The organism is Lysobacter sp. CA199 (assembly GCF_052078715.1).
Taxonomy (GTDB): domain Bacteria; phylum Pseudomonadota; class Gammaproteobacteria; order Xanthomonadales; family Xanthomonadaceae; genus Lysobacter.
Window position 1 is genome coordinate 429,585 of sequence record NZ_JBQJIL010000003.1, and the last position, 24,784, is coordinate 454,368.

Annotated in this window: 18 protein-coding genes; 6 read left to right on the forward strand and 12 right to left on the reverse strand. The window is 67.5% G+C overall.

The features are described 5' to 3' along the window. Positions 1–15: 15 nt before the first annotated feature. Complete coding sequence (locus tag ACTOWJ_RS06565) at positions 16–1,365, forward strand: DEAD/DEAH box helicase (protein ID WP_441333796.1); 1,350 nt, start codon at positions 16–18, stop codon at positions 1,363–1,365. Between the two features lie 509 nt (positions 1,366–1,874). Here the strand turns inward: ACTOWJ_RS06565 and ACTOWJ_RS06570 are convergent. The 9 genes from ACTOWJ_RS06570 to trxA form a co-directional block, all read right to left on the reverse strand. Continuing rightward, entirely contained in the window at positions 1,875–3,533 is a 1,659-nt protein-coding gene (locus ACTOWJ_RS06570; RefSeq protein WP_441333797.1) for a CHASE2 domain-containing protein, read from the reverse strand. After that, a complete protein-coding gene (locus tag ACTOWJ_RS06575; protein WP_441333798.1) occupies positions 3,530–5,176 on the reverse strand; it encodes a FecR domain-containing protein in 1,647 nt (548 codons plus the stop codon). Before ACTOWJ_RS06575 ends, ACTOWJ_RS06570 begins: the two co-directional genes overlap by 4 nt. Positions 5,177–5,621: 445 nt before the next feature. Continuing rightward, positions 5,622–7,481, reverse strand: coding sequence for a DUF885 domain-containing protein (locus ACTOWJ_RS06580; protein ID WP_441333799.1), 1,860 nt, complete (start codon positions 7,479–7,481; stop codon positions 5,622–5,624). Positions 7,482–7,918: 437 nt separating this feature from the next. Beyond that, positions 7,919–8,731, reverse strand: coding sequence for a queuosine precursor transporter (locus tag ACTOWJ_RS06585; protein ID WP_441333800.1), 813 nt, complete (start codon positions 8,729–8,731; stop codon positions 7,919–7,921). Then, entirely contained in the window at positions 8,728–9,912 is a 1,185-nt protein-coding gene (locus ACTOWJ_RS06590) for a PQQ-dependent sugar dehydrogenase (protein ID WP_441333801.1), read from the reverse strand. Before ACTOWJ_RS06590 ends, ACTOWJ_RS06585 begins: the two co-directional genes overlap by 4 nt. Continuing rightward, positions 9,909–10,589 (reverse strand): DUF502 domain-containing protein, encoded by a 681-nt coding sequence (locus ACTOWJ_RS06595; RefSeq protein ID WP_441333802.1) that lies wholly within the window; start codon positions 10,587–10,589, stop codon positions 9,909–9,911. Before ACTOWJ_RS06595 ends, ACTOWJ_RS06590 begins: the two co-directional genes overlap by 4 nt. A 223-nt stretch (positions 10,590–10,812) precedes the next feature. Then, positions 10,813–12,828 (reverse strand): bifunctional serine/threonine-protein kinase/formylglycine-generating enzyme family protein, encoded by a 2,016-nt coding sequence (locus tag ACTOWJ_RS06600; protein WP_441333803.1) that lies wholly within the window; start codon positions 12,826–12,828, stop codon positions 10,813–10,815. 205 nt (positions 12,829–13,033) lie between these two features. After that, positions 13,034–13,483, reverse strand: coding sequence for a DUF4442 domain-containing protein (locus ACTOWJ_RS06605; protein ID WP_441333804.1), 450 nt, complete (start codon positions 13,481–13,483; stop codon positions 13,034–13,036). A 134-nt stretch (positions 13,484–13,617) separates the two neighbouring features. Next, positions 13,618–14,484 carry a thioredoxin gene (trxA, locus tag ACTOWJ_RS06610; protein WP_441333805.1) on the reverse strand — a complete coding sequence of 289 codons (867 nt, stop codon included), beginning with the start codon at positions 14,482–14,484 and terminating at the stop codon, positions 13,618–13,620. A gap of 114 nt (positions 14,485–14,598) precedes the next feature. On the opposite strand from trxA, the gene ACTOWJ_RS06615 reads away from it, so the two are divergent. Beyond that, the gene (locus tag ACTOWJ_RS06615) at positions 14,599–15,264 is read left to right on the forward strand and encodes a DUF998 domain-containing protein (RefSeq protein ID WP_441333806.1); all 666 of its coding nucleotides are present in this window, start codon (positions 14,599–14,601) and stop codon (positions 15,262–15,264) included. 232 nt (positions 15,265–15,496) lie between these two features. Here the strand turns inward: ACTOWJ_RS06615 and ACTOWJ_RS06620 are convergent, their stop codons facing one another. Both ACTOWJ_RS06620 and ACTOWJ_RS06625 read right to left on the reverse strand, forming a co-directional pair. Continuing rightward, positions 15,497–15,703, reverse strand: coding sequence for a hypothetical protein (locus tag ACTOWJ_RS06620; RefSeq protein WP_441333807.1), 207 nt, complete (start codon positions 15,701–15,703; stop codon positions 15,497–15,499). Between the two features lie 308 nt (positions 15,704–16,011). Continuing rightward, the gene (locus ACTOWJ_RS06625) at positions 16,012–17,316 is read right to left on the reverse strand and encodes an amidohydrolase family protein (protein ID WP_441333808.1); all 1,305 of its coding nucleotides are present in this window, start codon (positions 17,314–17,316) and stop codon (positions 16,012–16,014) included. 761 nt (positions 17,317–18,077) lie between these two features. Between ACTOWJ_RS06625 and ACTOWJ_RS06630 the strand changes: the two genes are divergently transcribed. After that, entirely contained in the window at positions 18,078–18,284 is a 207-nt protein-coding gene (locus ACTOWJ_RS06630; RefSeq protein WP_441333809.1) for a hypothetical protein, read from the forward strand. A gap of 222 nt (positions 18,285–18,506) precedes the next feature. On the opposite strand, the gene ACTOWJ_RS06635 is transcribed toward ACTOWJ_RS06630, so the two are convergent. Then, the gene (locus ACTOWJ_RS06635; RefSeq protein WP_441333810.1) at positions 18,507–20,246 is read right to left on the reverse strand and encodes a diguanylate cyclase; all 1,740 of its coding nucleotides are present in this window, start codon (positions 20,244–20,246) and stop codon (positions 18,507–18,509) included. Positions 20,247–20,524: 278 nt separating this feature from the next. On the opposite strand from ACTOWJ_RS06635, the gene leuS reads away from it, so the two are divergent. The 3 genes from leuS to ACTOWJ_RS06650 all read left to right on the forward strand — a co-directional run bounded on the left by leuS (position 20,525) and on the right by ACTOWJ_RS06650 (position 24,740). Continuing rightward, positions 20,525–23,248 carry a leucine--tRNA ligase gene (gene leuS / locus ACTOWJ_RS06640; protein WP_441333888.1) on the forward strand — a complete coding sequence of 908 codons (2,724 nt, stop codon included), beginning with the start codon at positions 20,525–20,527 and terminating at the stop codon, positions 23,246–23,248. Between the two features lie 223 nt (positions 23,249–23,471). Continuing rightward, positions 23,472–24,143 carry a glutathione S-transferase family protein gene (locus ACTOWJ_RS06645; RefSeq protein WP_441333811.1) on the forward strand — a complete coding sequence of 224 codons (672 nt, stop codon included), beginning with the start codon at positions 23,472–23,474 and terminating at the stop codon, positions 24,141–24,143. 75 nt (positions 24,144–24,218) lie between these two features. Next, positions 24,219–24,740 carry an LPS-assembly lipoprotein LptE gene (locus ACTOWJ_RS06650; RefSeq protein ID WP_441333812.1) on the forward strand — a complete coding sequence of 174 codons (522 nt, stop codon included), beginning with the start codon at positions 24,219–24,221 and terminating at the stop codon, positions 24,738–24,740. The last annotated feature ends 44 nt before the right edge of the window (positions 24,741–24,784 follow it).

Consider the following 24,784-nt stretch of genomic DNA (forward strand, 5'->3'; position numbering starts at 1 on the left):
CACTGGAGTTCCAACATGACGTTTGAATCGCTTGGGCTTGCGCCCGCGCTGCTGCGCGCGCTGTCCGAACAGAACTACATCAACCCGACCCCGATCCAGGCCGAAGCGATCCCGCTGGCCCTGGCCGGGCACGACCTGCTGGGCGGCGCCCAGACCGGTACCGGCAAGACCGCCGCGTTCGGCCTGCCGCTGTTGCATCGCCTGGCCACCGCGCAGCCGATCAACGGCCCGCGCAAGCCGCGCGTGCTGATCCTGGCGCCGACCCGCGAACTGGCGCTGCAGGTCAGCGACAGCCTGCGCGGTTACGCCAAGTACCTGCGCATCAACGTGCAGGCCATCTTCGGCGGCGCCGGCATGGGCCCGCAGCTCGACGCGCTGCGTCGCGGCGTCGACGTGCTGGTCGCAACCCCGGGCCGCCTGATCGATCACCTCGAGCGCGGCAGCGCCAAGCTCGACGCGGTCGAAGTGCTGGTCATGGACGAAGCCGACCGCATGCTCGACATGGGCTTCCTGCCCGCGATCAAGCGCATCCTCGGCCGCCTGCCGCAGTCGCGCCAGACCCTGCTGTTCTCGGCCACGTTCGAAGCGCAGATCAAGCAGTTGGCGCTGGAGTTCATGCGCAATCCGCAGCAGGTGCAGATCGCGTCCAACAGTATCGTCGCCGACGCCATCACCCACCGCGTGCATCCGGTTGACGGCGGCCGCAAGCGCGACCTGCTGATCCAGATACTGGCTTCGCGCCCGAACGATCAGGTGATCGTGTTCGGTCGCACCAAGCACGGCTGCAACCGTTTGTCGGAGCAGCTCGAAGAAGCCGGCCTGAAGTCGGTCGCGATCCACGGCAACAAGAGCCAGGCGCAGCGCCAGAAAGCCCTGCGCGATTTCAAGGCCAACAAGGCCCGCGTGCTGGTCGCCACCGATGTGGCCGCGCGTGGTCTGGACATTCCGAGCCTGCCGCTGGTTATCAATTTCGATCTGCCGATGGTCGCCGAGGACTACGTCCACCGTATCGGTCGCACCGGCCGCAACGGTTTGACCGGCGAAGCCTTGTCGCTGGTGTCGCCGGACGAGGGCGGTCTGCTGCGCCAGATCCAGCGCATCCTCAAGGACGACATCGAAATGGTTTCGGTCGCCGGCTTCGAGCCGTCGCGTCCGATCCGCATGGGTTCCGACGCGCCGGGCGCGCGCCGTCCCGGCGGTCCGGGCGGCAACAACCGCGGCAACAACGCGCCGCGCAAGCCGGGCCACCGTCCGCACGGCAAGCCGGCACCGCGTCATGCGCATGCTGGTCCCAAGCAGCATCGTGGTGGCGGGGCTGGCCCGGGCGCTCAGCAGGGTCAGCGGCGGGATCGCAACGCGGGCTGATGCTCGGGCGCGATTGGCCGTAAACGAAAAAGGGTCGGCTTAGCCGGCCCTTTTTTATGCGCGATCGTTGATGGCGGACGATTCGATCGTGGCCGTGGCGGTGGTTGTGGAACGCTTCGGTCACGTTGGGCTATGGCGTTCGGCATCGTGCTGCGGGCCATCATTCCGGCAAACGCCGAAATCCGTTTTAACGGTGTCATTTGCTGTTGTTGCCGTTGTCGTTGCCGGAAAGATTTCGGTGTGGCTCTGACCCGGCGGCGCATCTGACTCGCGATAGCAAAAGGACACCCGGAGGGCGGCGCCTGGCAAGAGCGAGACGCAGAGCGAAAGACAAAGCGAAAGCGAAATCTTCACGGCAACGGCAACGGCAACCGCAAGCCACGCAAGGTAATGACGAATCGAGCGAGTTAAGAACGGCCGAGCCGATCAAAGAGACTTACGAAACTGATCGACGGACGATCCGATAAGGCCGAGCCGCGATCGGCCAGCTATCGACGCTCAGCCCACCCTCACACCTCACCCAACCGCGCCGCCTCACGCCGATCACGCCCGCTCTCCTTGGCGCGATACAACGCCGCATCGGCGCCGTCGAACAGAGTGCGCACATGCGTATGCACGCCGGGCACGCAGGTGTACAGGCCGATGCTCAGGCTCACGCGCTGATCGTCCTGGCCCTGGCCGTAGCGGGCGTCGAGCTTGCGCATGTCGTCGAGGATGCCGTCGGCCACGCGCGCGGCGCCTTCGACGTGAGTGTCGGGCAGGATCACCGCGAATTCGTCGCCGCCGAAACGCGCGGCCAGATCGCGCGGGCGGCGCGCGTGCGAGGCGATGATCTCGGCGATCTTCTGCAGCAGCTTGTCGCCGGCGCGATGGCCGACCGAATCGTTGTAGGCCTTGAAGTAGTCCACGTCGATCAAGGCCAGCGACAACGGTGCCCGGGCGCGGCGCGCGGCGGCCAACTCGTTGAGCAGCACGTGATCGAAACGGCGGCGGTTGCCGAGCCGGGTCAGGGTGTCCAGGTTGGCTTCGCGGCGCCAATGGCGCAGATGGCCGATCATCCAGGCCAGATAGGCGACGCAGATCATCAGGATGGTGGTCGCTGGCGGGAACCACAGGTTGCCCATGCGCAGCAGCGTGACGCTGCCGGCCGCGGTCAGCAGCGCGGCCACGCTGGCGATCAGCAGCGGCCGCTGATAGCGCGATTGCAGCATCAGCAGCACCACCGCGACCAGCATCGCGGCGGCCAGCAACGCCTGCCACAAGGTGGACATCGGCACGATCGCGCGATCGTGCAGCAGCATCTCGACCACGTTGGCCTGGTATTCGGCGCCGTGCATGCGCGCTTCTTCGGACATCGGGGTGAGGTAGCTCGGCACCAGGCCGGTCGCGGTCACGCCGATCACCACCCAGCGGCCGCGCAGCAGATCGGCCGGCACCTGGCCGCTGAGCACGTCGGAGTAGGAAACCTGGCCGAAGGTGCCGGGCGGGCCGGCGAAGCGGATGCGCACGTAGTGATCGCGCGTCCATTGATACGGCGAGCCTTGCGCCGAGGCCGGTCGGCGCAGGCCGGGCAGCGGATTGGGCGCGGTGCCCGGTTCCATGCCGATCAGCGCCAGTCCCAGCGCCGGCCAGCGCGAATCGCCCAGGCCGGCCTTGAGGTACATGCCGCGGGTGGTGCCTTCGGCGTCGAGTTCGATGTCGGTATGGCCCAGGGTGGTCGCGGCGGTGGCGATCACCGGCGTGGGCAGCACTTCCACCGGCGGGCCGTTCTGGCGCAGCGGCGCGGTGGTCACCGGCAACGCGACCCGGCCGAGCCGGCGCATCGCGGTGGCCAGCGCGCGGTCGTGCTCGTCGCCGTTGCGATCGGCTTCGGTCAGCACCAGGTCCAGGGCGACGCCGCGCACGCCGGCATAACCCAGGCGGTCGAGCATCTGCGCATGGATGTCGCGCGGCCACGGCCATTGGCCCAGTTCGTTGAGACTGCGGTCGTCGATGGCGACGATCACCACATCGTCGTCGGGCGGGTAGGCCCAATGCGAGAGGTGCAGGTCGTAGAGAAAATCGTCGAACCGCCAGGTCGCGCCGCTGACGGTCAACAGCGCGGCCAGGCCGGCCGCGAGCAGGACCGCACCGCCACGCATCAGCCTGGACAGTGCGTTGGGCGTCATAAGGCCAGCAGCAACAACACCGCGCCCGCCGCGCCGGCGCCGTAGCACAGACGACAGGGCAGGCGGATTTCCTGGGTCGGGCCGTACGGCGCGTCGTAGCCATCGTCTTCGATGGTCTGCACGCGCACATGCCAGGTTCCGCCGCCGGGGCGTTTGAGTTCGATCTGCGGCACGTCCACCACCTGTTCCAGCAGCAGTTGCGAGAAATCGGGCTTGCGCGCGATCTGCACACGATAGCGCTGACCGGGTTCGCCCTTCTGCCAGCGCAGGGTCAGTTGGCCCTTGGCCGCTTGCGGCGGCTCCAGGCCGGGATCGACGGGCGCGTCGCTGACCTGGAACGGCAAGGCGTTGCCGAAGCGACCGATGCGGCCGTTGCCGTCGCGCGAGGCCACGCGCCAGTAGTAGCTGCCCGGCGCCAGCGCCTGCTCGTGACGGTAGCGCAAGCCTTTGACTTCGGCATCGGCGACGGGCTGTTGGAAATCGGCATCGCGCGCGATCTGCAGGCGGGTGCGCTCGGCGTCCTGTGCGCGTGCCCATTCGAAGCGCGGCTTGGGCAGGTGCAGGGTCTGGCCGTCGGTGGGACTCAGGGTCAGCGGCGGCAGCGGTTGGTCGTTGACGGTGAAGACCTGGACGCTGTCGTGGCCGCCCAGTCCGTTGTCGGCGATCGCGCGTACCAGCAGGCGCTGGCGGCCGGCGGGCAGATCGTCGATGCGCAACTGGGTGTCGGCGACGCGGCTTTCGAACAGCAGCACCTCCGGGGCGTCGTCGCGAACCACCTCGACCCGGTACGCGCTCGCGCCCGGAACCGCCGCCCAGGCGACGGTGGCGGGCAGTTGTTCGAGTTGGGTGCGGTCGCGCGCCGGCGACGGTGCGGGCAGCAATTCGATCGGTTGCGACGGCGCGCCGCCGGCGCCGGCGACGGTGCCGAAGCCGGGCTTGACCAAGACCAGGCCGCGTTGCGCGCCGACCTGGACCTTGCCTTCGAGCACTTCGGTCGCATCCATCGCCCCGGTGTCGCCAGTGTCGCCAGCGCTGACGCGGAAGCGGGTGCCGCGCACGCTGGAGGTCGCCGACGGGGTTTCGATGATGTAGCGCGAGGCCGGACCCTTGGCCGGAATCACCCGATTGCTGGTGCGGCCGCGCTGCAGGCGCATGCGCGTATCGACCATGCCGGTGCTGCCGTAGCTGCTGAGCTCGTCGAATACGATGCGGCTGTTGTCTTGCACCATCAGCCGCGAGCCGTCGGCGAATTCCAGCGTGGCGCTGGCGCCGGGGCCGGTTTCCAGGCGGTTGCCGATGCCGATGCGCATGCCTTCGCTGACCAGCACGGCCGGGGTTTTGTCCGAGGCGAGTACGTTGACCGCGCCGCGCACCGCCACCACCCGCGCCTTGGCTGGCTCGATCCGCAGCCAGCCGATCGGGAAACGCATGCTGGTGCCGGGCGGCAGGTGGTAGGGGTCGACGATGCGGTTGTGTTCCTGCAATCGGCGCCAGTTGATGCCGGTTTTCAGATGGCGCGCGCCCAGATCCCACAAGGTGTCGCCGGGACGTACGCGATAACTCCAATCCTGCGCCTGAGAGACGCCGCAAACGCCCAAAAGCAACGCTGAGATGGCGAGGAAACGGCAGATTTTCTCCAGCATCGGTCTCGGCCGCGAGCGGCCGGCGCGGAGCGGGGAGACAAACGGGTTCGCTGCAATCGAGGGCATCCGGAATCCGTGGCTGAGTGGGATGGCGGGCACCGGCCAGGCCGGCGACTGGGGACACAGCAACCCCCAATTATGCGGCTTCAGTCACATTTTTTCTGCTTCAAGTCCCCCAGAGCGGCCGTTGCAGCGGACAGGCGGCCCGCCACCCGCCAGGTTCACAGCCCGATGAGACGCCGCTCAAGCGGATTCGGCGTGCCCGTCGGCGGATCGTAACGCTGATGGCGCCTGCGTGGGGATAGGCGCGAAGTCATCCGGTGGTCGGCTTCGCGGTGGGGCGAAGCTCGTTCTTTGCGCAGGCCCGGCCGGGCCGCGGGCGCCCCCGCCGACGCGAGCCGGATCGAACGCCGGTCCGGTTCGACCCGACCCCGCCCCGCCGGACTCAGGCGCGCTTCGCTTCGATCCAGCGATCGATCTTCTTGTCGAGCAGGTCCAGCGGCACCGATCCGTCCTTGAGCACCTCGGCGTGGAACTCGCGGATGTCGAAGCGCGCGCCCAACGCCTGCCGCGCGCGCTTGCGCAGTTCCATGATCTTGAGTTCGCCGATCTTGTACGCCAGCGCTTGCCCCGGAATGGCCATGTAGCGCTCGGCTTCGGCGGTGGACTGGGTTTCGCTTTCGGCCGAGTTGGCCAGCATGTAGTCGATCACCTGCTGGCGGGTCCATCCCTTGCTGTGCAGGCCGGTGTCGACGACCAGACGGATCGCGCGCCACAACTCGTTCTGCAGATAGCCGAAGTAGTCGTAGGGGTTCTGGTACACGCCCAGATCCTTGCCCAGCGATTCGGCGTACAGCCCCCAGCCTTCGGAGAACGCGGTTTCGCCGCCGAAACGGCGGAACTTGGGCAGGTCGGTGAGTTCCTGCTGCAGCGCGAGCTGGAAGTGATGGCCCGGAATGGCTTCGTGCAGGAACAGATCCTCCGCGTCCCAGGTCTTGCGCGTGGGCAGGTCGTAGGTGTTGACGTAGAAGATGCCCGGACGGCCGCCGTCCTGGCTCGGGCGCATGTACGAGCCGCCCGCGGCCGACTGCGCGCGGAAGGCTTCCACCGGCCGGATCTCGAACGGCGCCTTCGGGGTCAGCGAGAACAACTCGGGAATCTTCTTGTTGACCTTGGCTTCCAGCCCGCGGTAATGGGTCAACAGCGCCGGCTCGTCGTTGAAGATGAAGCGCGGGTCGTTCTGCAGGAACGCGAAGAACTGCTTCAGCGAACCTTTGAATTTGAGCTCGGCGATGACTTTGTCCATCTCGCCGTGGATGCGCGCGACCTCGTCCAGGCCGATCTGATGGATCTGCGCCGGCGTCATCGAGGTGGTGGTAGAGCGGCGCGCGTTGAATGCGTACCAGGCTTCGCCGTCGGGCAAGGCGCTCAAGCCGGCGCTGTCGCGCGCATGCGGCAGGTAATCGTCGCGGATGTAATCGCGCAGGCGGCGATAGGCCGGCATCAGCGCGGTATCGATCGTGCGCCGGTAGTCTTCGGCGATCCGCGTCTTGTCGGCGTCGGAGAACGAGGCCGGCAATTGCGCGACCGGCGTCCAGAACAACGTGTCTTCGGCGCGTTCCTTGATCAGCGCGTCGAGTTGCGACTGCACCTTGACCATCAGCGCCTTGGGCTGGACCACACCGCGCTTGACCCCTTCGCGGCTGTTGGCGATGAGCTGATCGAACACCGCGGGCACCCGATCGGCGCGGGCCAGCCAGTCGCGATAGTCCTGCGCGGTCTTGAACGGCTGCGAGCCCGCGCCGGACCCCAACTGGGCCACGGTGGAGGCGAAGTTGTTGAACTGGTGGACCGGTTGCAGCCAGGTCGGGAAGCGCTCGGATTCCAATTCGATGCGGGCGTTGCGCACGAAGATCTCGTAGCTCAGCAGATCCTGCGCCGACAACCCCTGCGCGCCGACTTGCTCGACCGCCTTGAGCCAGCGCTCGACGAACTCGCGCTGTTGCTTGCGGAATGCGGCGCTGGCGAAGTTCTGCAATTGATCGTTGTAGCGATGATCGCCCTGGGCGGTGGCGAGCAGCGGGTAGAGCTTGAGCTTCTCTTCCCAATACTGGTCGTACAAGCGCGTGAGTTTCTCGCCCTTGGTCTGCAAGGTCACGGCCGGCTTGGCGCCGACGTTGGGATCGGCCTTGGATGGAGCGGCGAACGCGGTCGAGGCCAGGCACAGCGTGGCGGCGACGGCGGTGCTGAGCAGCGACGCGGCCAGGCGCGCGGTCGCGCTCGGGCGGGGCGGGGAGACGGTCATGTCGCAGGCGATCCGGACGGATGAGCCGGCAGGCTCGCCCGCGCGCCGCGCGCGGGCATGAGCCGAAGGTCATGCGGGGATGGGGCGACTGCGCGTTTGGGTGGATTGGCGGCTATGAAGCCTCTGGATTACCGCCTTCGCGAGAATACGAGCGACATCAGTCGTCGCGCAGTTCCATGCTCGGATACAGCTCGTTGCTGGCGCTGTTGACCGCGTCGCCCAGATGGCGCGGTTCGCTCCAGCCGCGCAAGCTGCGTTTGGCGATCCATACCTTCGGGGCCGACGCTGTGCGATCAGAACTGAAACAAAAGCGTCGGGGCTAAAGCCCCTCCCACAAAAGCCACCAGCACCAGAACCCTTGTGGGAGGGCCTTCAGGCCCGACGCTTTCCGATCAGATCGGCGGAACATCAGAGCCGGCGGCCCTGTCGGGAATCGCTCAATCCGCCGCCGCCTCGTCGCGCAACTGTTTGGCCCGCGCATGGCCCAGGTAGCCGTGAATCCAGATCCGCAACAGATAGATCAGCGGAATCATCGCGAACGCCGCCAGCATCTTGTAGCCGTAGTTGACCGTGCCGATCGCCAGGAACTGCGGAATCGGCCAATGCTGCGGGCCCAGCACGAAGGCGATATAGAGCACGACGAAGCTGTCGACCAGTTGCGAGACCGCGGTCGAACCGGTCGCGCGCAGCCAGATGTGTTTGTCGCCGGTAACGCTGCGGATACGGTGGAACACGCCCACGTCGATCAACTGCCCGACCATGAAGGCCACCAGCGAGCCGCCGATGCTCCACATGCCCTGGCCGAAGATTGCCGCGAACGCAGCCTGATAATCCGGCACGCCCTGCGCCTGCGCGGCCTTGACCCACCAGCCGGCCGGCGCCAGCGCGATCGCGGCGAAGGCGAACACGAAGCCGTAGGCGATCAGCATCGCGGCGAGCCAGGAAATCAGGCGCACGCCGCGGCGGCCGAAGAACTCGTTGATGACGTCGGTCATCAGGAACACCACCGGCCACAGCAAAGTGCCTGCGGTAAAGTTCAACGAGCCCGTTTGGCCGAACAGATTCCATTGCAGCGGGGCGATGCCCAGGGTGTCTTCCAGGGCGAAGATCTTGACCCCGATGAACTCGGCCAGCGCCGCGTTGACGCAGAAGAACGAGGACAACACGATGAACAGACGCAGCGAACGGTCCTGCAACGTGCGCGTGCCTTCGCCGGTGGCGAAGGGGATGCTGGATTCTCCGGCGCTCATCGTTTCGGCCTCACCCGGTAGATCACGCCGCTTTTGTCGTCGGTGAACAAGAAGCTGTCCGCGCCGGTGCGCAACACGTCGCAGGGACGGCCGAGCACCTTGCCGCCGGCCAGGAAGCCGTTGACCAGATCGCCGCCGCTGCGGCCGTCGGCCTTGACCCGGACGATGCGGTAACCGTGGTTGAGACTGAGCTTGCTGGCGCCGTGCAGGGCGACCAGGAACTCATCGCGCAGTTGGCCCTTGTCGGCCGCGGGAAACCACGCCAGCCCCAGCGCGGAGGCGTGCGACGGGAAGAACGAGAAGGTCTTGGGCGAACCCGCGCAGCCTGCCTTGCGCGGGAATTTCGGGTCGGCCAGGGGCTTGCCGTTGCTGTAGTAGCAGTAAGGCCAGCCGTAATCGGCGCCGTCCTGGACCACGTACATGGTCTCGTCGGGTTTGAGATCGCCGAGGTGATCGGAGCCTTGGTTGGTCGCGAACAACTTGCCGTCGCGGTACAGCAGCCCGACCGCGTTGCGCAGGCCGCTGGCGTAGATGCGCCGGCCGCTGCCGTCGGGATTCATCTGCAGGATCGCCGCGCGTACGTCTTCCTTTTCGACGCAGGCGTTGCAACTGCTGCCGACGGAGACGTAGAGCTTGCCGCCGCCGAAGGCCAGGGTGCGGGTCAGATGCCAGCCGCCGTATTTGTAGCTCAGCCCGTAGTCGGGAAAGCTGGCCAACACTTCCGGCACGGCGGCGGGCTTGAGGTCGCCGTTGCGATAGCGATAACGCAGCAGCTTGTCGGTGTTGGCCAGATACAGCCACGATTGCCCGGCCGCATCGGTATGGAAGGCGATGCTGTTGGGATTGCGCTGCTTGTCCAGATACACCGAGACCTTGGTGTAGCGCTCGCTCTTTTCGTCCCAGCCGTCCAGCGCGTAGACCCGGCCGAGCTTGTTGTCGCTCAGGTCGCGCATGTCGGTAACGAATACCCGGCCATCGGGACTGCGGGCGAAGAAACGCACGCGCTTGAGGCCTTGCACCACCGGCACGATGTCCAGATCGGCGGGCAGATTGAGGTTGAAGCTGCGGCCGTCGTCGAGCTTGACCGGATGCGGGGTCAACGGCGCGGCGAAGGCTGCGCCGCACAACAGCAGGGTCGCCGCGACGGCGGCGCGCGATACCAAGAGCAGGGAAGGGATCATCGCGGGGCGTCCGTGTCGTTCGCCGGCTGCGCGGCGGGGGCCGAGAAAGGAATCGTGGCGGGCGAGACTGCGCCGCCGGAGATGATGAAGCTCATCGCCTGATCGACGGTCCAGTCGGTCGGAGTGATCTTTTCCACCGGCACGATCTCCAGATAGCCCGAGGTCGGGTTCGGCGTGGTCGGCACGTACACCGCCGCCAGTTCGCGGCCGGTGCCGGCTTCGCGCATGACCTTGGTGACGAAGCCGATCGACTTCATCTCGTTATGCGGGAAGTCCACCAGCACCACGCGCTGGGTGCCGTCGGGTTTGGTCTGCAGGATATCGAGCAGTTGCCGCGCGCTGCCGTAGATGGTGCTGGCCAGCGGGATGCGCTTGATCATCGATTCGAACCAGCGCAGCACGGTCTGGCCGACCACGCGCCGCGCCATCGCGCCGGACAGCAGGATCACGCCGACCGTTGCGGCCAGAGCCAGGGCGGTCTGCACCCACTGATCGTTCAACCAGCCCAGGGCTTGCGGCGAACTCGTCGCCAGGTTGTCGAGCAGCGGCCCGATCAACGGCCGGCTGATGTCGGACAACAGCACGAACACGAATTTGACCACCACCCAGGTCAGCCAGATCGGCAGCAGGGTCAGCAGGCCAGTGAGGAACAGGCGTTGCAGGTTGGAAGAGCGCATGGCGCGGATTGTAGGGGAGCCGCTGGCGCGTGGGGGCGGCTTCGCGCTTGCGAGGTTTACTGCGTGAGCTGCTTTTGCGGGAGGGCCTTCAGGCCCGACGCTTTTCGCCCGGTTCGCCGTACCCTGACAGAGTCGGGCCTGAAGGCCCTCCCACAAACGCAATGCGGCCGACAAAAAAGCCCTCGCTCAGGAGGGCTTGCGGGATCGTTCCGGCTGCCGCCGCTCAGCGCTCGCGCACCAAGCGGAAACCGACGTCGTCGTAGCCGCGCGACGCGCTCAGCGGACGCTGCGCCGAACCGCTGCGCCAGGAATTGCCGCCGACTTGGCGCTGCTGGCAGTTGCGGCCGCAATCGGCCGACCACATCGACAGCGCGCGGCCGCTGCTGCCGGGCATGCGCTGGGCCTCCTCGGCGGTGGGCAGGCGGTAACGGCGGCCGGTCTGCTGGCTGTACCACTGCGCATAGGCTTCCGCGTCGGTGGTGGACACGCACACCACCGGTTCGGAATCGGTCTGGTCGAAGCCCGGCGCGCGCCAGTCCTTGGGCGCGATCATCCGCAGCAGCGACACGCGTTCGCGGCACAGCGCGGGCGAGCGCTGATGCGCGCTGGCGAAGCGCGCGTACTCGCCGCGGCTGACCGGGCGCGGATTGAAGCTCACCGCGACGCTGGCGGTAGGCGCGACCGTGCTGGCGGCGACGCCGCGGGCGACGCTGCCGTCGCCGGCGATGCCGCGCGCCTGCGCGACCAGTCGGGTGGACACCGCGCGCGGCAGCGAGAATTCCTCGGCCAGCGCGATCACCTTGCCGGCATCGCTTCCGTCGCCGCGCCGCGCAGCCTGATCCAGGCGCGTCTGCAAGGCCTGGGCGGCTTTCTCGCGCAGGCCGTGTTGCGCGCTCGAATCGGCGGTGCCGGTCTGCTGGCCCAGCGCGGTGGCGTTGACCAGATGTTCGCGCGCGCGCTGGTCGCGGCCTTCGCGCAGATCGCGCGCGAGTTCGTCGCCGAACGCCTGGGTGAGTTCGGTGACCACCACCGCCACTTCCGGATTGGTGCTGTCCAGGTGCCAGGCGGTGAGCAGGCTGTTGTAGGCGTTGGCGTCGGCCGGCGAAGCGAGCCGTCCTTGCGAAATATACGTGCGCGCGGTCTGCAGCGAATCCTGCAGCGGCGCCTGCGGCAGCGGCGCCATCATCGCCTGGGTCGGATCGTTGGCCGGTATCGCGGTGGTCTTGTTGAGATCGGGGTCGACCTTGAAGAACCCGTCCTTCTCGACCCGGTTCAAGGCGAAGGCGACGGTGACCACGGCGATGGCGACCACCGCCAGACCGGCCCAGGCCGGCGTGGCCCAGCGCCTGAGCGAACGCAGTGGGCTGAGCATCTTGCCCAGGCCGGTCAGCTGGCCGCGATGCTTGATCTCGGCCACCGCCTCGGCCATTTCGGCGGCGTCGTCGAAACGGTGGTCGGGCTGCTTGGCCAGCGCGCGGTTCATGAAACGCTGCCAGTGCTTGAACGGCGGCGGCAGCTTGGGAATCGGATTTTGCGCGTGCATCACCGCCATCGACAGCGCATCGGGCGCTTCGAACGGCAGCCGGCCGGTCAGCATTTCCCAGCACAGCACGCCCAGGCTGTAGAGGTCGGCGCGGCCGTCGACGTCTTCGCCGCGCGCCTGTTCCGGCGCCATGTACGCAGTGCTGCCCACGGCCAGGCCGGTCGCGGTCATGCGCGCGCCGAAACCGCGGCGCAGGGCGATGCCGAAATCGGCGAGCAGCGGGCGTTCGGTGACGTCGAACAACACGTTCTCGGCCTTGACGTCACGATGCACCACGCCGCGTGCGTGGGCGTATTCCAGCGCCGACAACAGCGGTTCCATGATCGCGATGACGTCCGCTTCGCCGCGCGCGAAGCCCTGCTCGATGCGCTTGCCCAGATGGCCGCGCGGCAGGAAGGGCATGGCGTAGTAGGGCAGGCCGTCGCGGGTGCGGCCGACTTCGTGGATGCCCACGACGTTGGGATGCTCCAGCCGCGCGATGGTGCGCACTTCGTTCTCGAAGCGGCGGCGGCTGACCTCGTCGGCCAGCGCGTGCGGCAGCATGATCTTGATCGCCACTTCGCGCCCAAGCGCGCTCTGCTCGCCCAGGTAGACCGTGGACAAGCCGCCGTGGTTGATGAGCTGGCGCAACCGGTAACCGGGTATCTCCGGCATCGGTGCGCTGACAGCATCGTTTTGCGGTGTGACGTTCGACATTCGCGGCCCCGTGTCGCGACTGCGCAGCATAGCGCCGCTGCAGTGCCCGCGCGCTGGATAGTGTGGCTTTTCCGTGGCTTCGTTTACAAGTCTGTATGCGGGGACGCGAGCCGCGTACGCAGCATGGCCGTACCTTTCGTCCGGTCAACGAATGTTGTCGAATGTCTCAGTAAGCGGCGGTGAAGGCGCTTGCGCTCGCCGCGGCTCAGCGATCGCGCTTGCGCCGCACGTACAGCTGTTTGCGGACCTTGGCGACCACCTCGCCGCTGGCGTCGACCACATCGGTGTCGAACCAGCGCAGGTATTTGTCGCCGCCGGCCGTGGCCTGGCGCAGCTCTTGCAGCACATCGTCGTTCAGGTCGAACTGCGCGCGCACCGTGCCGCGGCCGGGTTTGACGAATTCGATGCCGCCGGCGCGGTCCCAGACGATGTAGTCGCGGCCCAGCGCGTTCATCGCCAACAGCATCCAGAACGGGTCGGTCATCGAGAACAGGCTGCCGCCGAAGTGGGTGCCGACGTAGTTGCGGTTCCACGGCCGCATCCGCAGTTCCACCGTGGCGTGGCGGTAGTCCGCGGCGATTTGGGCGACGTGGATGCCGGAGAACAGGAACGGCGGCCACAGGTTCAGGCCATGTCGCAGGGTCGAGGCTTTCATGCGCGCAAGGATGGGGAGGGCGCGCCTAGACTGCCATACGGTGCCGTATAGTCAAGCCGCCCAGGGTCGGTGGCGGGTCGGCCCCGCCGGATAGGGGCGACGCGGGGGCCGGGTTTACAGGCCCCCGGCGCGCATCAGAACAGTAGCGAGGACATCTTGCGGCGGTATTTACCGACCAGATCTTCGTCGGCGACCACCCGGAACGCGTCGATCAGCGCCTTGCGTGGCAGGCCGTCCTGGAAGGCACGATCCAGACGCAGCATTTCGATGAACTGATCCAGGCCGGCCTGCTCCTGGCCGGCGGCGATCAGGCGCGCGCCGAGCAGGTAGCGCGCCTGCAGATCGCCAGGTTGCGCGGCGATCGCCGCTTCCAGGGTCTGCACCGGCGGCGCGTCCTGGGCGGCGGCGATGAAGCCGAGCTTGGCGCGCGCGCGCAGGCTGCGATCGTCGGTGGCCAGGTTGGCCGGCAGCGCGTCGAGCAGTTGTTCGGATTCGCGCGCCGCGCCGGTGGCGAGCAGGGCCAGGGCCAGATCCAGCTTGAGTTCGGGCTTGTCGGAGTGTTCGGTCGCTTCGTGGCGCAGACGCACCACTTCGGCATGCGGGTCCACCGGCGGCGCTTCGGCCTCGACTTCCGGCTCCGGCGCGGCGGCCGGTTCGATCGCGTGGTGCTTGAGGAATTCGCGCACCGCGCTTTCCGGCAGCGCTTCGGCGAAGCCGTCGACCAGTTGTCCGTCCTTGACCAGGAACACGGCCGGGATCGAGCGGATCTGGAACGCGGCGGCGATCTGCTGTTCGGCCTCGACGTCGACCTTGGCCAGTTCGAAGGCGCCGTTGAACTCGGCGGCCAGCTTTTCCAGGATCGGGCCCAGGGTCTTGCACGGCTGGCACCACTCGGCCCAGAAATCGATCAATACCGGCACCTGCAAGGACTTTTGCAGGACCTCCTCCTGGAAGCGCTCGGTGGTGGCGTCGAAGACGTGGGGTTTGGCGGTGGCGGTCATCGGCAGGCTCGTGGGGCTGTTCGGGGTCGGAACCCGAGGTGGGGACGATGCGGGCATCAGGCAAGCGCCGGCATGCGCGCCGCGCGCCGCGGCAGCGCACGCTAGCATGTCGCGATGAAACGCTCATCGAATTCGGGCCGTGCGCAAGGCCCGTCCGCCGCGGCGGCATCGGAACCGGCACGCGCCGGCGGCGTCTTCGCGCTCGCGCTGGCCGCGGCGCTGTGTTGCGTGGGCGCGCTGCTCGGATTCGGCGCGGCGCTCGACGGTTATTCGCATTGGCGCCATCCGCCTGGATTGCTCGGTGCGCGCGGCATCGAGCACGCGCTGGCGTTCAACCTGTCGGGCTACATCGTTCCGGGTCTGGCCTTGGCCTGGGTGGCGTGGCGACTACGCGATGCCTTGCAGGCGCAAGGCGCGCTGGCGCGGATCGGCGCGTGGCTGTGGTTGTGGTCGGCGCTGGCCTGGGCCGCGCAAGGCGTGGCGGTGCTCGATCCGCAGGATCTGGACGCGCAGGCCAGCCGCCTGCATGCGCTGGCCTGGCTGTTGTGGTGGCTGGCGTTCGCGCCCGGCGCGGTGTTGCTGGGCTGGGCGGCGTTGCGCGCGCCGCAGTGGCGGAGTTTCGGCGCGATCGCATGGATCGCGGCGGCGCTGTTGGCCTTGGCGATCGTCGCCGCCGATCTGCGGCTGGCGCCGTCGGCGCCGGCGCAACGGCTGGCGCTGTTGGCGTGGCTGGCGGCCTATGTCGCCGCGGCGTGGCCGCGCGTGGGATCGGATCGCTGAGCGGACGCTTCGATCCAGGCTGCGTCGATGCGATTGGCGCTGGCCATTAGCGCCACGAGCGCTGTGCGCACGGATTGCTCTTGGTTTTTTAGAGCGGCCGGATGGACATCGCATCTTTGGAGGAGATGCCGATGCCGCAACAAGGCCAGTCGTGACCGGCGCCCATCGCGGAACGAATTCCGCGGAGACCCTGTTGCGGCAACGGCGAAACGCTAGTCCTCAGACACAGTGTTCACGGGCAGGCGTCGAGCCGGCACTGACGGAACTGGGTGAAACACGCCGCTTCCTGCGCAGGCGTGGCGGCCTGAGCGAGGCAGGCGTCGAGCCGGTCCAGGCAGTACTGACAAGGCGGACCGGCCTGCAGCGGGGTGGCGGTGAAAGCGGCGGCGAAACCGAAACAAGCGACAGCCAAGGCGCCGAGCCGGGTCCAGGATTTCATGGCGAAACTCCCTTTCGCGGGACGCGTACGCCCCGAAACGACGAGGTGGGGAAGATCGGATCGAGCCGCAGCCCGATTCCATGACTTATGTCATGCCGGCGGTGCAGTCGCCGTGATCGCGCTCACTTTGCGGCGATGCTGCGCTGCCGTGCACGGCATGCGGTGGCGAAACTGAGGACTGCGACGGTCGCGGTTGCGACACAGGCACGCCATCGAGGCGACAGTCCGCGCCTGTCGCGCGGAACGCTCGCGCCAAAACGAACGCCCCGATCGCGCGGGCGGCCGGGGCGTCGCGCGGACGGGACCGATTACAGCGTCTGCTTGTAGACCTGTCCGTCCTTCATCACGAAGTCCACGTTCATCACCATGTTGATGTCCTCGACCGGGTTGCCCTTGACCGCGACGATGTCGGCGCGCTTGCCGGTTTCGATCACGCCCTGGTCGTCCACGCCCAGCACTTCGGCCGCGCGGATGGTCGCCGCCTGCAGCGCCACCGATGCGGGAATGCCGGCTTCGACCATGTAGAGGAACTCGCGCGCGTTGTCGCCGTGCGGGCCCACGCCCATGTCGGTGCCGAAGGCGATCTTGACCCCGTTCTTGTACGCGCGCGCGGCGGTGTCCTGGATCTGCGCGCCGATCCGTGCCGCCTTGGGCCGCACCACCTCGGGGAAATAGCCCTCGACCTTGGCTTTGTCGGCGACGAAGCGGCCGGCGTAGATGGTCGGGACGTACCAGGTGCCTTTCTGCTTCATCAGCGACATGACCTCGGCGTCCATGTAGGTGCCGTGCTCGATCGAAGTGACGCCGCCGAGCACTGCGCGCTTCATGCCTTCGGTGCCGTGCGCATGCGCGGCGACCCGGTATCCGTAGTCCTTCGCGGTATCGACGATCGCCTTGACCTCCTCGACGGTGAACTGCGGCGCGTCGCCGGACTTGGCGTACGACAGCACGCCGCCGGTCGCGGTGATCTTGATGACGTCGCTGCCTTCCTTGTAGCGCTGGCGCACGGCCTGGCGGGCGTCGTCGATCGAGTTGATAACGCCTTCGGTCGGACCCGGCGGGCCGATCAAATGCGAGAGCGCATCGTTGTAGCCGTTGGTGGGATCGGCGTGGCCGCCGGTGGTGGCGATGGATTTGCCGGCCGCCCAGATGCGCGGCCCTTCGACCAGACCGGAATTGACCGCGTCGCGCAGATGCGGCGTCACTTCGCCGCCGAGGTCGCGCACGCTGGTGAAGCCGGCCTGCAGGGTTTTCTTGGCGTAGCCGACCGCGCGAAAGGCGTAATCGACTTCGTCGAGGCGGAAGCCTTCCGAATAGCTCTGCGGGCTCGATTGCGAACCCAGATGCACGTGCAGATCGGTCCAGCCGGGCGAGCAGGTGTGTTGCGACAGATCGATCGTGCGCGCGCCCGGCGCCTCGCTGCGGCCTTCGAGCACGCTCTCGATCTTGCCGTCGCGCACGATCACGGTGCGCGCGGACAGAATCTTGCCGCTGCGCGCATCGAACAACCGTCCGCATTGCAGGGCCAGCGGTTCGGCGGCGGTCGCGGCGAGAGCGGGCGCGGCGAATGTTGCGGCGAGGGCGATCGATACGGCGGTGGCTAAGCGGGTCATGAGCGATTCCGGCTGCGGTGCGGGCGCGAACGCGCGAAGAGATTCGCCGGCGCGCACGGTCGACGAATCGCGGTTTGCATCGACCGGGAGAGCCGCGCGAACGATCCCCTGCGCGACAGCCGAAGCTGTCGCAGCATGCAATCGACCGCGGCGACGGGTCAACGTGACTTACGCACTAGGCGCTCGCGGCGGCCGGTCGATCGCGGTTGGCGTGGGCGCCGGCGGAGCGAGCGGTTGCCGCCGCTTCGTCTTCGACAGCGGCGAAAACGCAGCGCCGGTCCAGGGCGCCGACGACAAGATCGTGTGGAACCGGTCGGGCGATGCCCTTTCATGCGATTTTCGTTCGTACGATTCTGGTTCGCACGATTCTGGTTCGCACGATACCGAGCCGGCCGCGTCGTACCTGCCGTCCAGTTGCCGCGGCGCCCGGAGCGTCGGCTGGACTTGCCGCGGCGGCACCCCCGAGCCCGCGGACGCAGCAGCCCGCGGACGCGGCGCCGGGCAGGGCGCCGCATTCGGGGTCGAGACGCGGAACGTGAACACGCCGGCGTATGGTCGGCGGGCCGGGCCCGATGCTTGCGCCGCGCAATACCGATTCTTTAACCGGGTTGGCCAAAAACGCACCATCCTGGCCGCAGCGGGCGGTTGCCAGGACCGGTCGATTTGCGCAAGGTGGGCCCCGGCACGGAGCCAATACGGACCGGGGGTTCCAGGCCATCGCCGCCACGTCAGTCCGGTTCGCATCTGCGAGTCGATTTTTTATGAGCAAGTTGAGCTTTGCGGCCCTGATCGCGGCCGTGTGTGTCCTGTCGTTCTCCGCGAACGCTGTCGAGCGTCCCTCCGCACCCGCGCAGGTGACGGGTCTTTCCGACATCTTCAATCCGTTGCCGAAGCCTTGCCCGATCGGCAAGACCGAGACGGTGATCTACGACAAGCAGGGACGGCCGGTCGGACGCGTGTGCGTGTGACGGCTTGACCTGGCGCCCTCGGGCGCATCGCGAACCGGGCCGGCGAGTGCGGCCCGGTTCGCATCCACTCGTGTTTGATCTTGCCGGGTCGGATTGCGCTGTTCGCGGTGCGGCCATCCTGCTTGCGGGGCTTCAGTCCGGGCCTCGCCGACTCATGCGCAGCCGCTCACGCGCGGTCCGTGGCTTGCTCTCCCCGCCTCCCGCTACCGCTGGGGTGTTCGGCTAGGCGGCCACGTTGCCGTCGACCACTTGGTCCCGGCCCGCGGCCTTGGCGCGATACAAGGCCGCATCGGCGACCTGCAACAACTGCTGCGGTGTTTCGCGCTCATCGCGCGAGGTCGCCAGGCCGATCGAACAGGTCGCCGGGCCGAAGCTCTGGCGCAGATGCAGGATCGTGGCCGACCCGATCGCCGCGCGGATCTGTTCGGCGCGCTGCAATGCGGTGGCGGCGTCGGCCTCGGGCAAGACCACGGTGAACTCTTCGCCGCCGTAGCGGCAGGCGATGTCTTCGTTGCGCACCAGGTCCTGCAGCAACTGGCCGATGCGCGCGAGCAGCGCATCGCCGGCGGCATGGCCGTGCTGGTCGTTGAAGCGCTTGAAGTGATCCACATCGAGCATCAGCACCGACAAGGGCTGCTTGCGGCGCTGGCAGCGCAACAGCTCGCGCTGCAGGTTCTCTTCCAGATAGCGGCGATTGAACAGGCCGGTCAGCGGATCGCGCAGCGACTGCACGCGCAGGGTTTCGCGCAACTGCAGGTTGACGATGGTCAGGCCGAGGTGTTCGGCGACCGCGTCGATCAGCATCAGCTCCGAATCCTGCGGCTTGCGGTGCCCGCTGAAACTGAGCAGGCCCAGCGAGGTGTTCTGCGCCATCAGCGGCACGCACAGGCTCCAGCGCGTATCGCCGGCCTGGGCCGCGGCCGGCTCCAGGTGGGCGCAGCGCACGCCGCCGTGATGGGCGTGGGCGCGGTGCGATTGGCCGCGGCGCAGCGCCCAGCAGTCGTTGGGATGCAGCAGGTCGGCGCTGGCGACCGCCTCAAGGCCGAAGCGTGCCGTAGTCTCGGCCAGGTTTTGCGAGGCGCGCAGCACATAACAGCGGCCGCCGATGTCGGGGAGCAGATCGGCGATGACGTACGCGGTCATGTCCATCGCTTCCTGCAGGCTCTGGCAGCTCTGCAGCAGCCCGGCATAGCGGCTGAGACTGCGGTGGCGTTCGGTCAGGCGGTCGCGTTCGGCCGATGAGGCTTCCAGGTCCAGCAGCGCCTGGCGGCTGTCGCGTTCGAGCCGGAGGCTGCGGCGGTTTTCGCGCCACAGGCTGAGCATCAGCAAGGCCAGCAGCGCCATCGCCATGACCATCGCCAGCACCACCAGCCCGGTCAGCACCGAGGCGTTGTGGTCGGTGCGGATCTGCCGCGCGGCCAGCAGGTCACGTTCGCGCTCGCGCATGGTCCGGGCGATCGCGGTCAGCGCGCGCATCTGCTCGGAGCCGTTGCTGGTCTGAGCGCTGATGCGGGTCTGGGTCGGGTCGCGGGCGTGCAGTTCCATCAATCGGTCGATTTCGGCCAGCCGCGCGCGCACGCGCCGCTCGATGTCCATCGCCAGCGCATGCTGGCCGGGGTTGTCGCGGGTCAGCGCGATCAATTCGTTGCTGCTGTTGATCGCGTCGGGAATGCTCGCCAGGTACTCGGCGTGCAGCGCCGGACGGTCGCTCAGGCGGTAGCCGCGCGCGCTGGACTCCACGGTGCGGGTGTTGGCCAGGGTTGATTCGATCTGGGCGATGACCTGATAGGAATGCTCGACCCACTGCGAACTGCTGGAGAAGCTGCGCAGGCCCGCCACGGTGGCCACGCCGACCGCCGCCAGCAGCGCCGCCGCCAACACGAAGGCGGGCAGGCGGTATGCACGAAAGCGCTGCCCCGGCGGTCGCGCGGACGGAATGGCGGAAGGGCGGGGCTGGGCCAAAGGGGGCTCGCGGGCGGTGGGCCGGGTGTTCGGCCTACGGTATCGGGTTTGCCGTGGATGCGTTGTGGCCGGGCCGGCGCATTGCCGAGCCGGCGTCCGGGCCGGTCCGTCGCGAGGCCAGGCGGGATTGCGGACGCGGCCGGGAAATCCGCCGCCCCTCAGCGGCGCGCGCATGGCGGGCTTTTGTGCGCTGCGGTAGGCTTGCCGGTCCTGTCCCATCGCCATTGCCCGCCGTGTCCGACGCAGCCCCCGCCCCGAACGACCCCCAGAACGATCCCCTGGCCTTCGAACCCGCCCAGGTCGAAGCCGCCGCCCAACGTTTCTGGGACGGCACGCGCGCGTTCGAGGTCGACGAGCACTCGGCCAAGCCCAAGTATTACTGCCTGTCGATGCTGCCGTACCCGTCCGGCGCGTTGCACATGGGCCATGTGCGCAACTACACCATCGGCGACGTGATCAGCCGCTACAAGCGCATGACCGGGCACAACGTGTTGCAGCCGATGGGCTGGGACGCGTTCGGTCTGCCGGCCGAGAACGCCGCGATCAAGAACAACACCGCGCCGGCCAAATGGACCTACGCCAACATCGCCCACATGAAGGCGCAGCTCAAGACCATGGGCTACGCCATCGACTGGTCGCGCGAATTCGCCACCTGCACGCCGGATTACTACGTGCACGAGCAGCGCATGTTCGTGCGGCTGATGAAGCAGGGCCTGGCCTACCGCAAGAACTCGGTGGTGAACTGGGATCCGGTCGATCAGACCGTGCTGGCCAACGAGCAGGTCATCGACGGCCGCGGCTGGCGTACCGGCGCGCTGGTGGAAAAGCGCGAAATCCCGCAGTGGTTCCTCAAGATCACCGACTACGCCCAGGAACTGCTCGACGGCCTGGACTCGCTGCCGGGCTGGCCCGACGCGGTCAAGACCATGCAGCGCAACTGGATCGGCCGCAGCGAAGGCCTGGAGATCCGCTTCGACGTGCGCGATGAAGCCGGCAACCCGGTCGAGCCGATGACCGTGTTCACCACGCGTCCGGACACGCTGATGGGCGTGACCTACGTGTCGATCGCCGCCGAGCACCCGCTGGCCGCACACGCCGCCAAGACCGACGCCGATCTGGCCGCCTTCATCGCCGAACTGCGCAAGGGCGGCGTGTCCGAAGCCGAACTGGAAACCCAGGAGAAGCGGGGTCGTGACACGGGCTTGCGCGCGGTTCATCCGATATCGGGCGAGTTGGTACCGGTGTTCGTCGCCAACTTCGTGCTGATGAACTACGGCACCGGCGCGGTGATGGCCGTGCCCGGCCACGATCAGCGCGACTGGGAATTCGCCAAGCGTTATCACCTGCCGATCAAGACCGTGATCGTGCCCGACGCGGTGCGCGACGCGCTGACGGAAATCAGCGGCGACATGACCACGCACAAAGATCCGATGAGCAGCGCGCTGGGCAGCGCGCCGTCGGTGGATCTGTACGAAACCAGCGCCGCGGTGCAGGTGGTCGAGGAATTCCAGAATTCGATCCAGGAACAAGGTCCGTGGACCGAGCGCGGCTGGCTGGTCAACTCGGGTGAATACGACGGCATGGATTTCCAGCAGTCGCTGGACGCGCTGGCGGCTCGTTTCGAAGCCGAAAGCCGCGGCAATCGCCGGGTCAACTATCGCCTGCGCGACTGGGGCGTGAGCCGCCAGCGCTATTGGGGCTGCCCGATCCCGGTGATTCTGTGCGCCAAGTGCGGCGACGTGCCGGTGCCGGAAAACCAGTTGCCGGTGGTGCTGCCGGAGGACGTGGAATTCAGAGGCGTGGCTTCGCCGATCAAATCCGATCCGCAGTGGCGCAAGACCACCTGTCCGACCTGCGGCGGCGCGGCCGAGCGCGAGACCGACACCTTCGACACCTTCATGGAGTCGAGCTGGTACTACGCGCGCTACACCTCGCCGGGCGCGGCCCAGCAGGTCGACGAGCGCGCCAAGTACTGGACCCCGGTGGATCAGTACATCGGCGGCATCGAGCACGCGATCCTGCATCTGATGTATTTCCGCTTCTATCACAAGCTCATGCGCGACCAAGGCCTTGTCGACAGCGACGAGCCGGCCACCAACCTGATGACCCAGGGCATGGTGATCGCGGAGACTTTCTATCGCACGCTGCCCAACGGCGGTTTCGATTGGATCAATCCGGCCGACGTGGAGATCAAGCGCGACGATCGCGGCCGCATCACCGGTGCGGTGCTCAAGGCCGATGGCGAGCCGGTGCAGATCGGCGGCATCGAGAAGATGTCCAAGTCCAAGAACAATGGCGTCGATCCGCAGTTGATGGTCGGCAAGTTCGGCGCCGACACCGTGCGCCTGTTCTCGATGTTCGCCGCGCCGCCGGACCAGTCGCTGGAATGGAACGAAGCGGGCGTGGAAGGCATGGCGCGCTTCCTGCGACGTCTGTGGGTGGCGGTGCACAAGCATGCCGCCGACGGCGCCGCCCCGGCGTTGGATCTGGCGTCGCTAGATGCCGCGCAGAAGACGCTGCGCCGGCAAACCCACGAAGCGATCCAGAAGGTCGGCGACGACTACGGCCGCCGCCACAGCTTCAACACCGCGATCGCCGCGGTGATGGAATTGCTGAACCATCTGTCCAAGTTCGATGATTCCAGCGCCAACGGCCGCGCCCTGCGGCAGGAAGCGCTGGCGGCGATCGTGCTGCTGCTCAATCCGATCACTCCGCACACCAGCCACGCGCTGTGGCAGGTGCTGGGCCATGGCGAAACGCTGCTGGAAGACGTGAGCTTCCCGCAGGCCGATCTGTCGGCGCTGAGCCGCGACACGGTGACCCTGGCGGTGCAGGTCAACGGCAAGCTGCGCGGCACGATCGAAGTTCCGGTCAACGTGTCCAAGGAAGACGCCGAACGCCTGGCCCTGGCCGAGCCGAACGTGGTCAAGTACATGGAAGGCCTGAGTGTGCGCAAAGTGATCGTGGTGCCGGGCAAGATCGTCAACATCGTGGCGGGTTGATGGTCTGGGTGGTGATGTAAAGAGCGAAAAGCAAATCCCCCCTGGCCCCCTTTTTCAAAGGGGGGAATCCGCTAGGCGGGTTTTGTGGCGATCTTCAGCAATACGAGATTCCGTCGCCGTCGCCGTCGCCGTCGCCGTCGCCATTGCTGTTGCCGCTGCCGTTGCTGTTCCCCCCTTTGAAAAAGGGGGGTAGGGGGGATTCGCTTTTTCAGCCCAGCCATCTATGACCCCCATCCTCTACTGCCATCCCGATTCCGGCTTCAGCTACAAAGCCGCCTTGGCCCTGAGCCTGCTCGGCATCGAGTTCGAACAGCGCCAGGTCAACATCCGCATCGCGCGCGATCAGCGTTCGCAGGAATTTCGCGAGATCGCCGCGCACGGCGAAGTCCCGGTGTTGCTGATCGATGGCCTGGTGTTGTGCCAGTCCAACGTGATCCTGGATTACCTGGCCAGCCGCCAGGACGCCGACGGCGGCGCGCGCCGCCTCGACGGCGCCGATCTCCAGCAGCGCCTGCACGTGCGCGAATGGCTGTCGTGGGAAGCCAACCGGATCAGCCTCAACATCGCCCACTCGCGCTACGGCCGCCAGTTCGGCCACTACGATCCGGCGGTGCTGGCGTGGTACGACCGCCGCTGCCTCGCCGATCTCGACCGCCTGCAGGCGCAGCTCGATCACACCCCGTGGCTGGCCGGCGACGCGCCGACCATCGCCGACGTCGCCTGCATGGGCTATCTGTGCTTCACGGTCGAACCCTGGGCGCAGGCCGCGGGTTTTCCGATGCATCTGTGGGCGCAGCGTTGGCCGGCGTTGAAGGCCTGGTACGACCGCTTGCTGGCCTTGCCGGGCGCGCAAAGCGCACAGGGCCTGTTCGCTGGGCACGAGATCCGCTACTGACGGCGATGCGGCCGTTCGCGACCGCGGTTCAGTCTTCCTATTGATGCCCGCAGCCGCCTCGTCCAGACTTCGCCCATGACGCCTGCCTCCCTCTTCATCCGCGCGACCGCGCGCACCACGCTCGCGGTCCTCGTGCTGGCTTTGTCGGCCTGCGGATTCCAACTGCGCCAGGCCCTGGTCCTGCCGCCCGATCTGGGTCCGGTGCGGGTGGTGTCGGTCGATCGCTACAGCCCGCTGGCCGAATCGCTGGCCCAGTCCCTCACCCGCGCCGGCGCGGTACCGGCCCAGGCCGATTCGCCCGAGGTCGCGGTGCTGGATCTGCTGTCCGAGCGTTGGGGCGACACCCCGGCCGCGCTCGACGAACTCGGCCGCGTGCAGGAATACAGCCTGCGCTACGCGGTCTCGTTCGAATTGCGCAAGGCCGACGGCAGCGCGCTGGTGCCACGCCAGAGCATCGAGCTGTCGCGCGACTACGTGTCCAACCCGACCAATGCCATCGGTACTGAGGGCGAGCGCGAAATCCTGATGCGCGAAATGCGCCGCGAGATGAGTTCGGCAGTGTTGCGCCGGATCGGCGCGGTCAGCGAGCGGCGTTGAGCCGCCCGCGCCGCCCGTCCGCATCTCACCGGCGCTGAGGCGTT

Bases quoted from the DNA above. Each gene is read 5' to 3' on its own strand.
- ACTOWJ_RS06565 (WP_441333796.1), top strand. From the start codon at position 16: ATGACGTTTGAATCGCTTGGGCTTGCGCCCGCGCTGCTGCGCGCGCTG.
- ACTOWJ_RS06570 (WP_441333797.1), bottom strand. From the start codon at position 3,533: ATGACGCCCAACGCACTGTCCAGGCTGATGCGTGGCGGTGCGGTCCTG.
- ACTOWJ_RS06575 (WP_441333798.1), bottom strand. From the start codon at position 5,176: ATGCTGGAGAAAATCTGCCGTTTCCTCGCCATCTCAGCGTTGCTTTTG.
- ACTOWJ_RS06580 (WP_441333799.1), bottom strand. From the start codon at position 7,481: ATGACCGTCTCCCCGCCCCGCCCGAGCGCGACCGCGCGCCTGGCCGCG.
- ACTOWJ_RS06585 (WP_441333800.1), bottom strand. From the start codon at position 8,731: ATGAGCGCCGGAGAATCCAGCATCCCCTTCGCCACCGGCGAAGGCACG.
- ACTOWJ_RS06590 (WP_441333801.1), bottom strand. From the start codon at position 9,912: ATGATCCCTTCCCTGCTCTTGGTATCGCGCGCCGCCGTCGCGGCGACC.
- ACTOWJ_RS06595 (WP_441333802.1), bottom strand. From the start codon at position 10,589: ATGCGCTCTTCCAACCTGCAACGCCTGTTCCTCACTGGCCTGCTGACC.
- ACTOWJ_RS06600 (WP_441333803.1), bottom strand. From the start codon at position 12,828: ATGTCGAACGTCACACCGCAAAACGATGCTGTCAGCGCACCGATGCCG.
- ACTOWJ_RS06605 (WP_441333804.1), bottom strand. From the start codon at position 13,483: ATGAAAGCCTCGACCCTGCGACATGGCCTGAACCTGTGGCCGCCGTTC.
- trxA (WP_441333805.1), bottom strand. From the start codon at position 14,484: ATGACCGCCACCGCCAAACCCCACGTCTTCGACGCCACCACCGAGCGC.
- ACTOWJ_RS06615 (WP_441333806.1), top strand. From the start codon at position 14,599: ATGAAACGCTCATCGAATTCGGGCCGTGCGCAAGGCCCGTCCGCCGCG.
- ACTOWJ_RS06620 (WP_441333807.1), bottom strand. From the start codon at position 15,703: ATGAAATCCTGGACCCGGCTCGGCGCCTTGGCTGTCGCTTGTTTCGGT.
- ACTOWJ_RS06625 (WP_441333808.1), bottom strand. From the start codon at position 17,316: ATGACCCGCTTAGCCACCGCCGTATCGATCGCCCTCGCCGCAACATTC.
- ACTOWJ_RS06630 (WP_441333809.1), top strand. From the start codon at position 18,078: ATGAGCAAGTTGAGCTTTGCGGCCCTGATCGCGGCCGTGTGTGTCCTG.
- ACTOWJ_RS06645 (WP_441333811.1), top strand. From the start codon at position 23,472: ATGACCCCCATCCTCTACTGCCATCCCGATTCCGGCTTCAGCTACAAA.
- ACTOWJ_RS06650 (WP_441333812.1), top strand. From the start codon at position 24,219: ATGACGCCTGCCTCCCTCTTCATCCGCGCGACCGCGCGCACCACGCTC.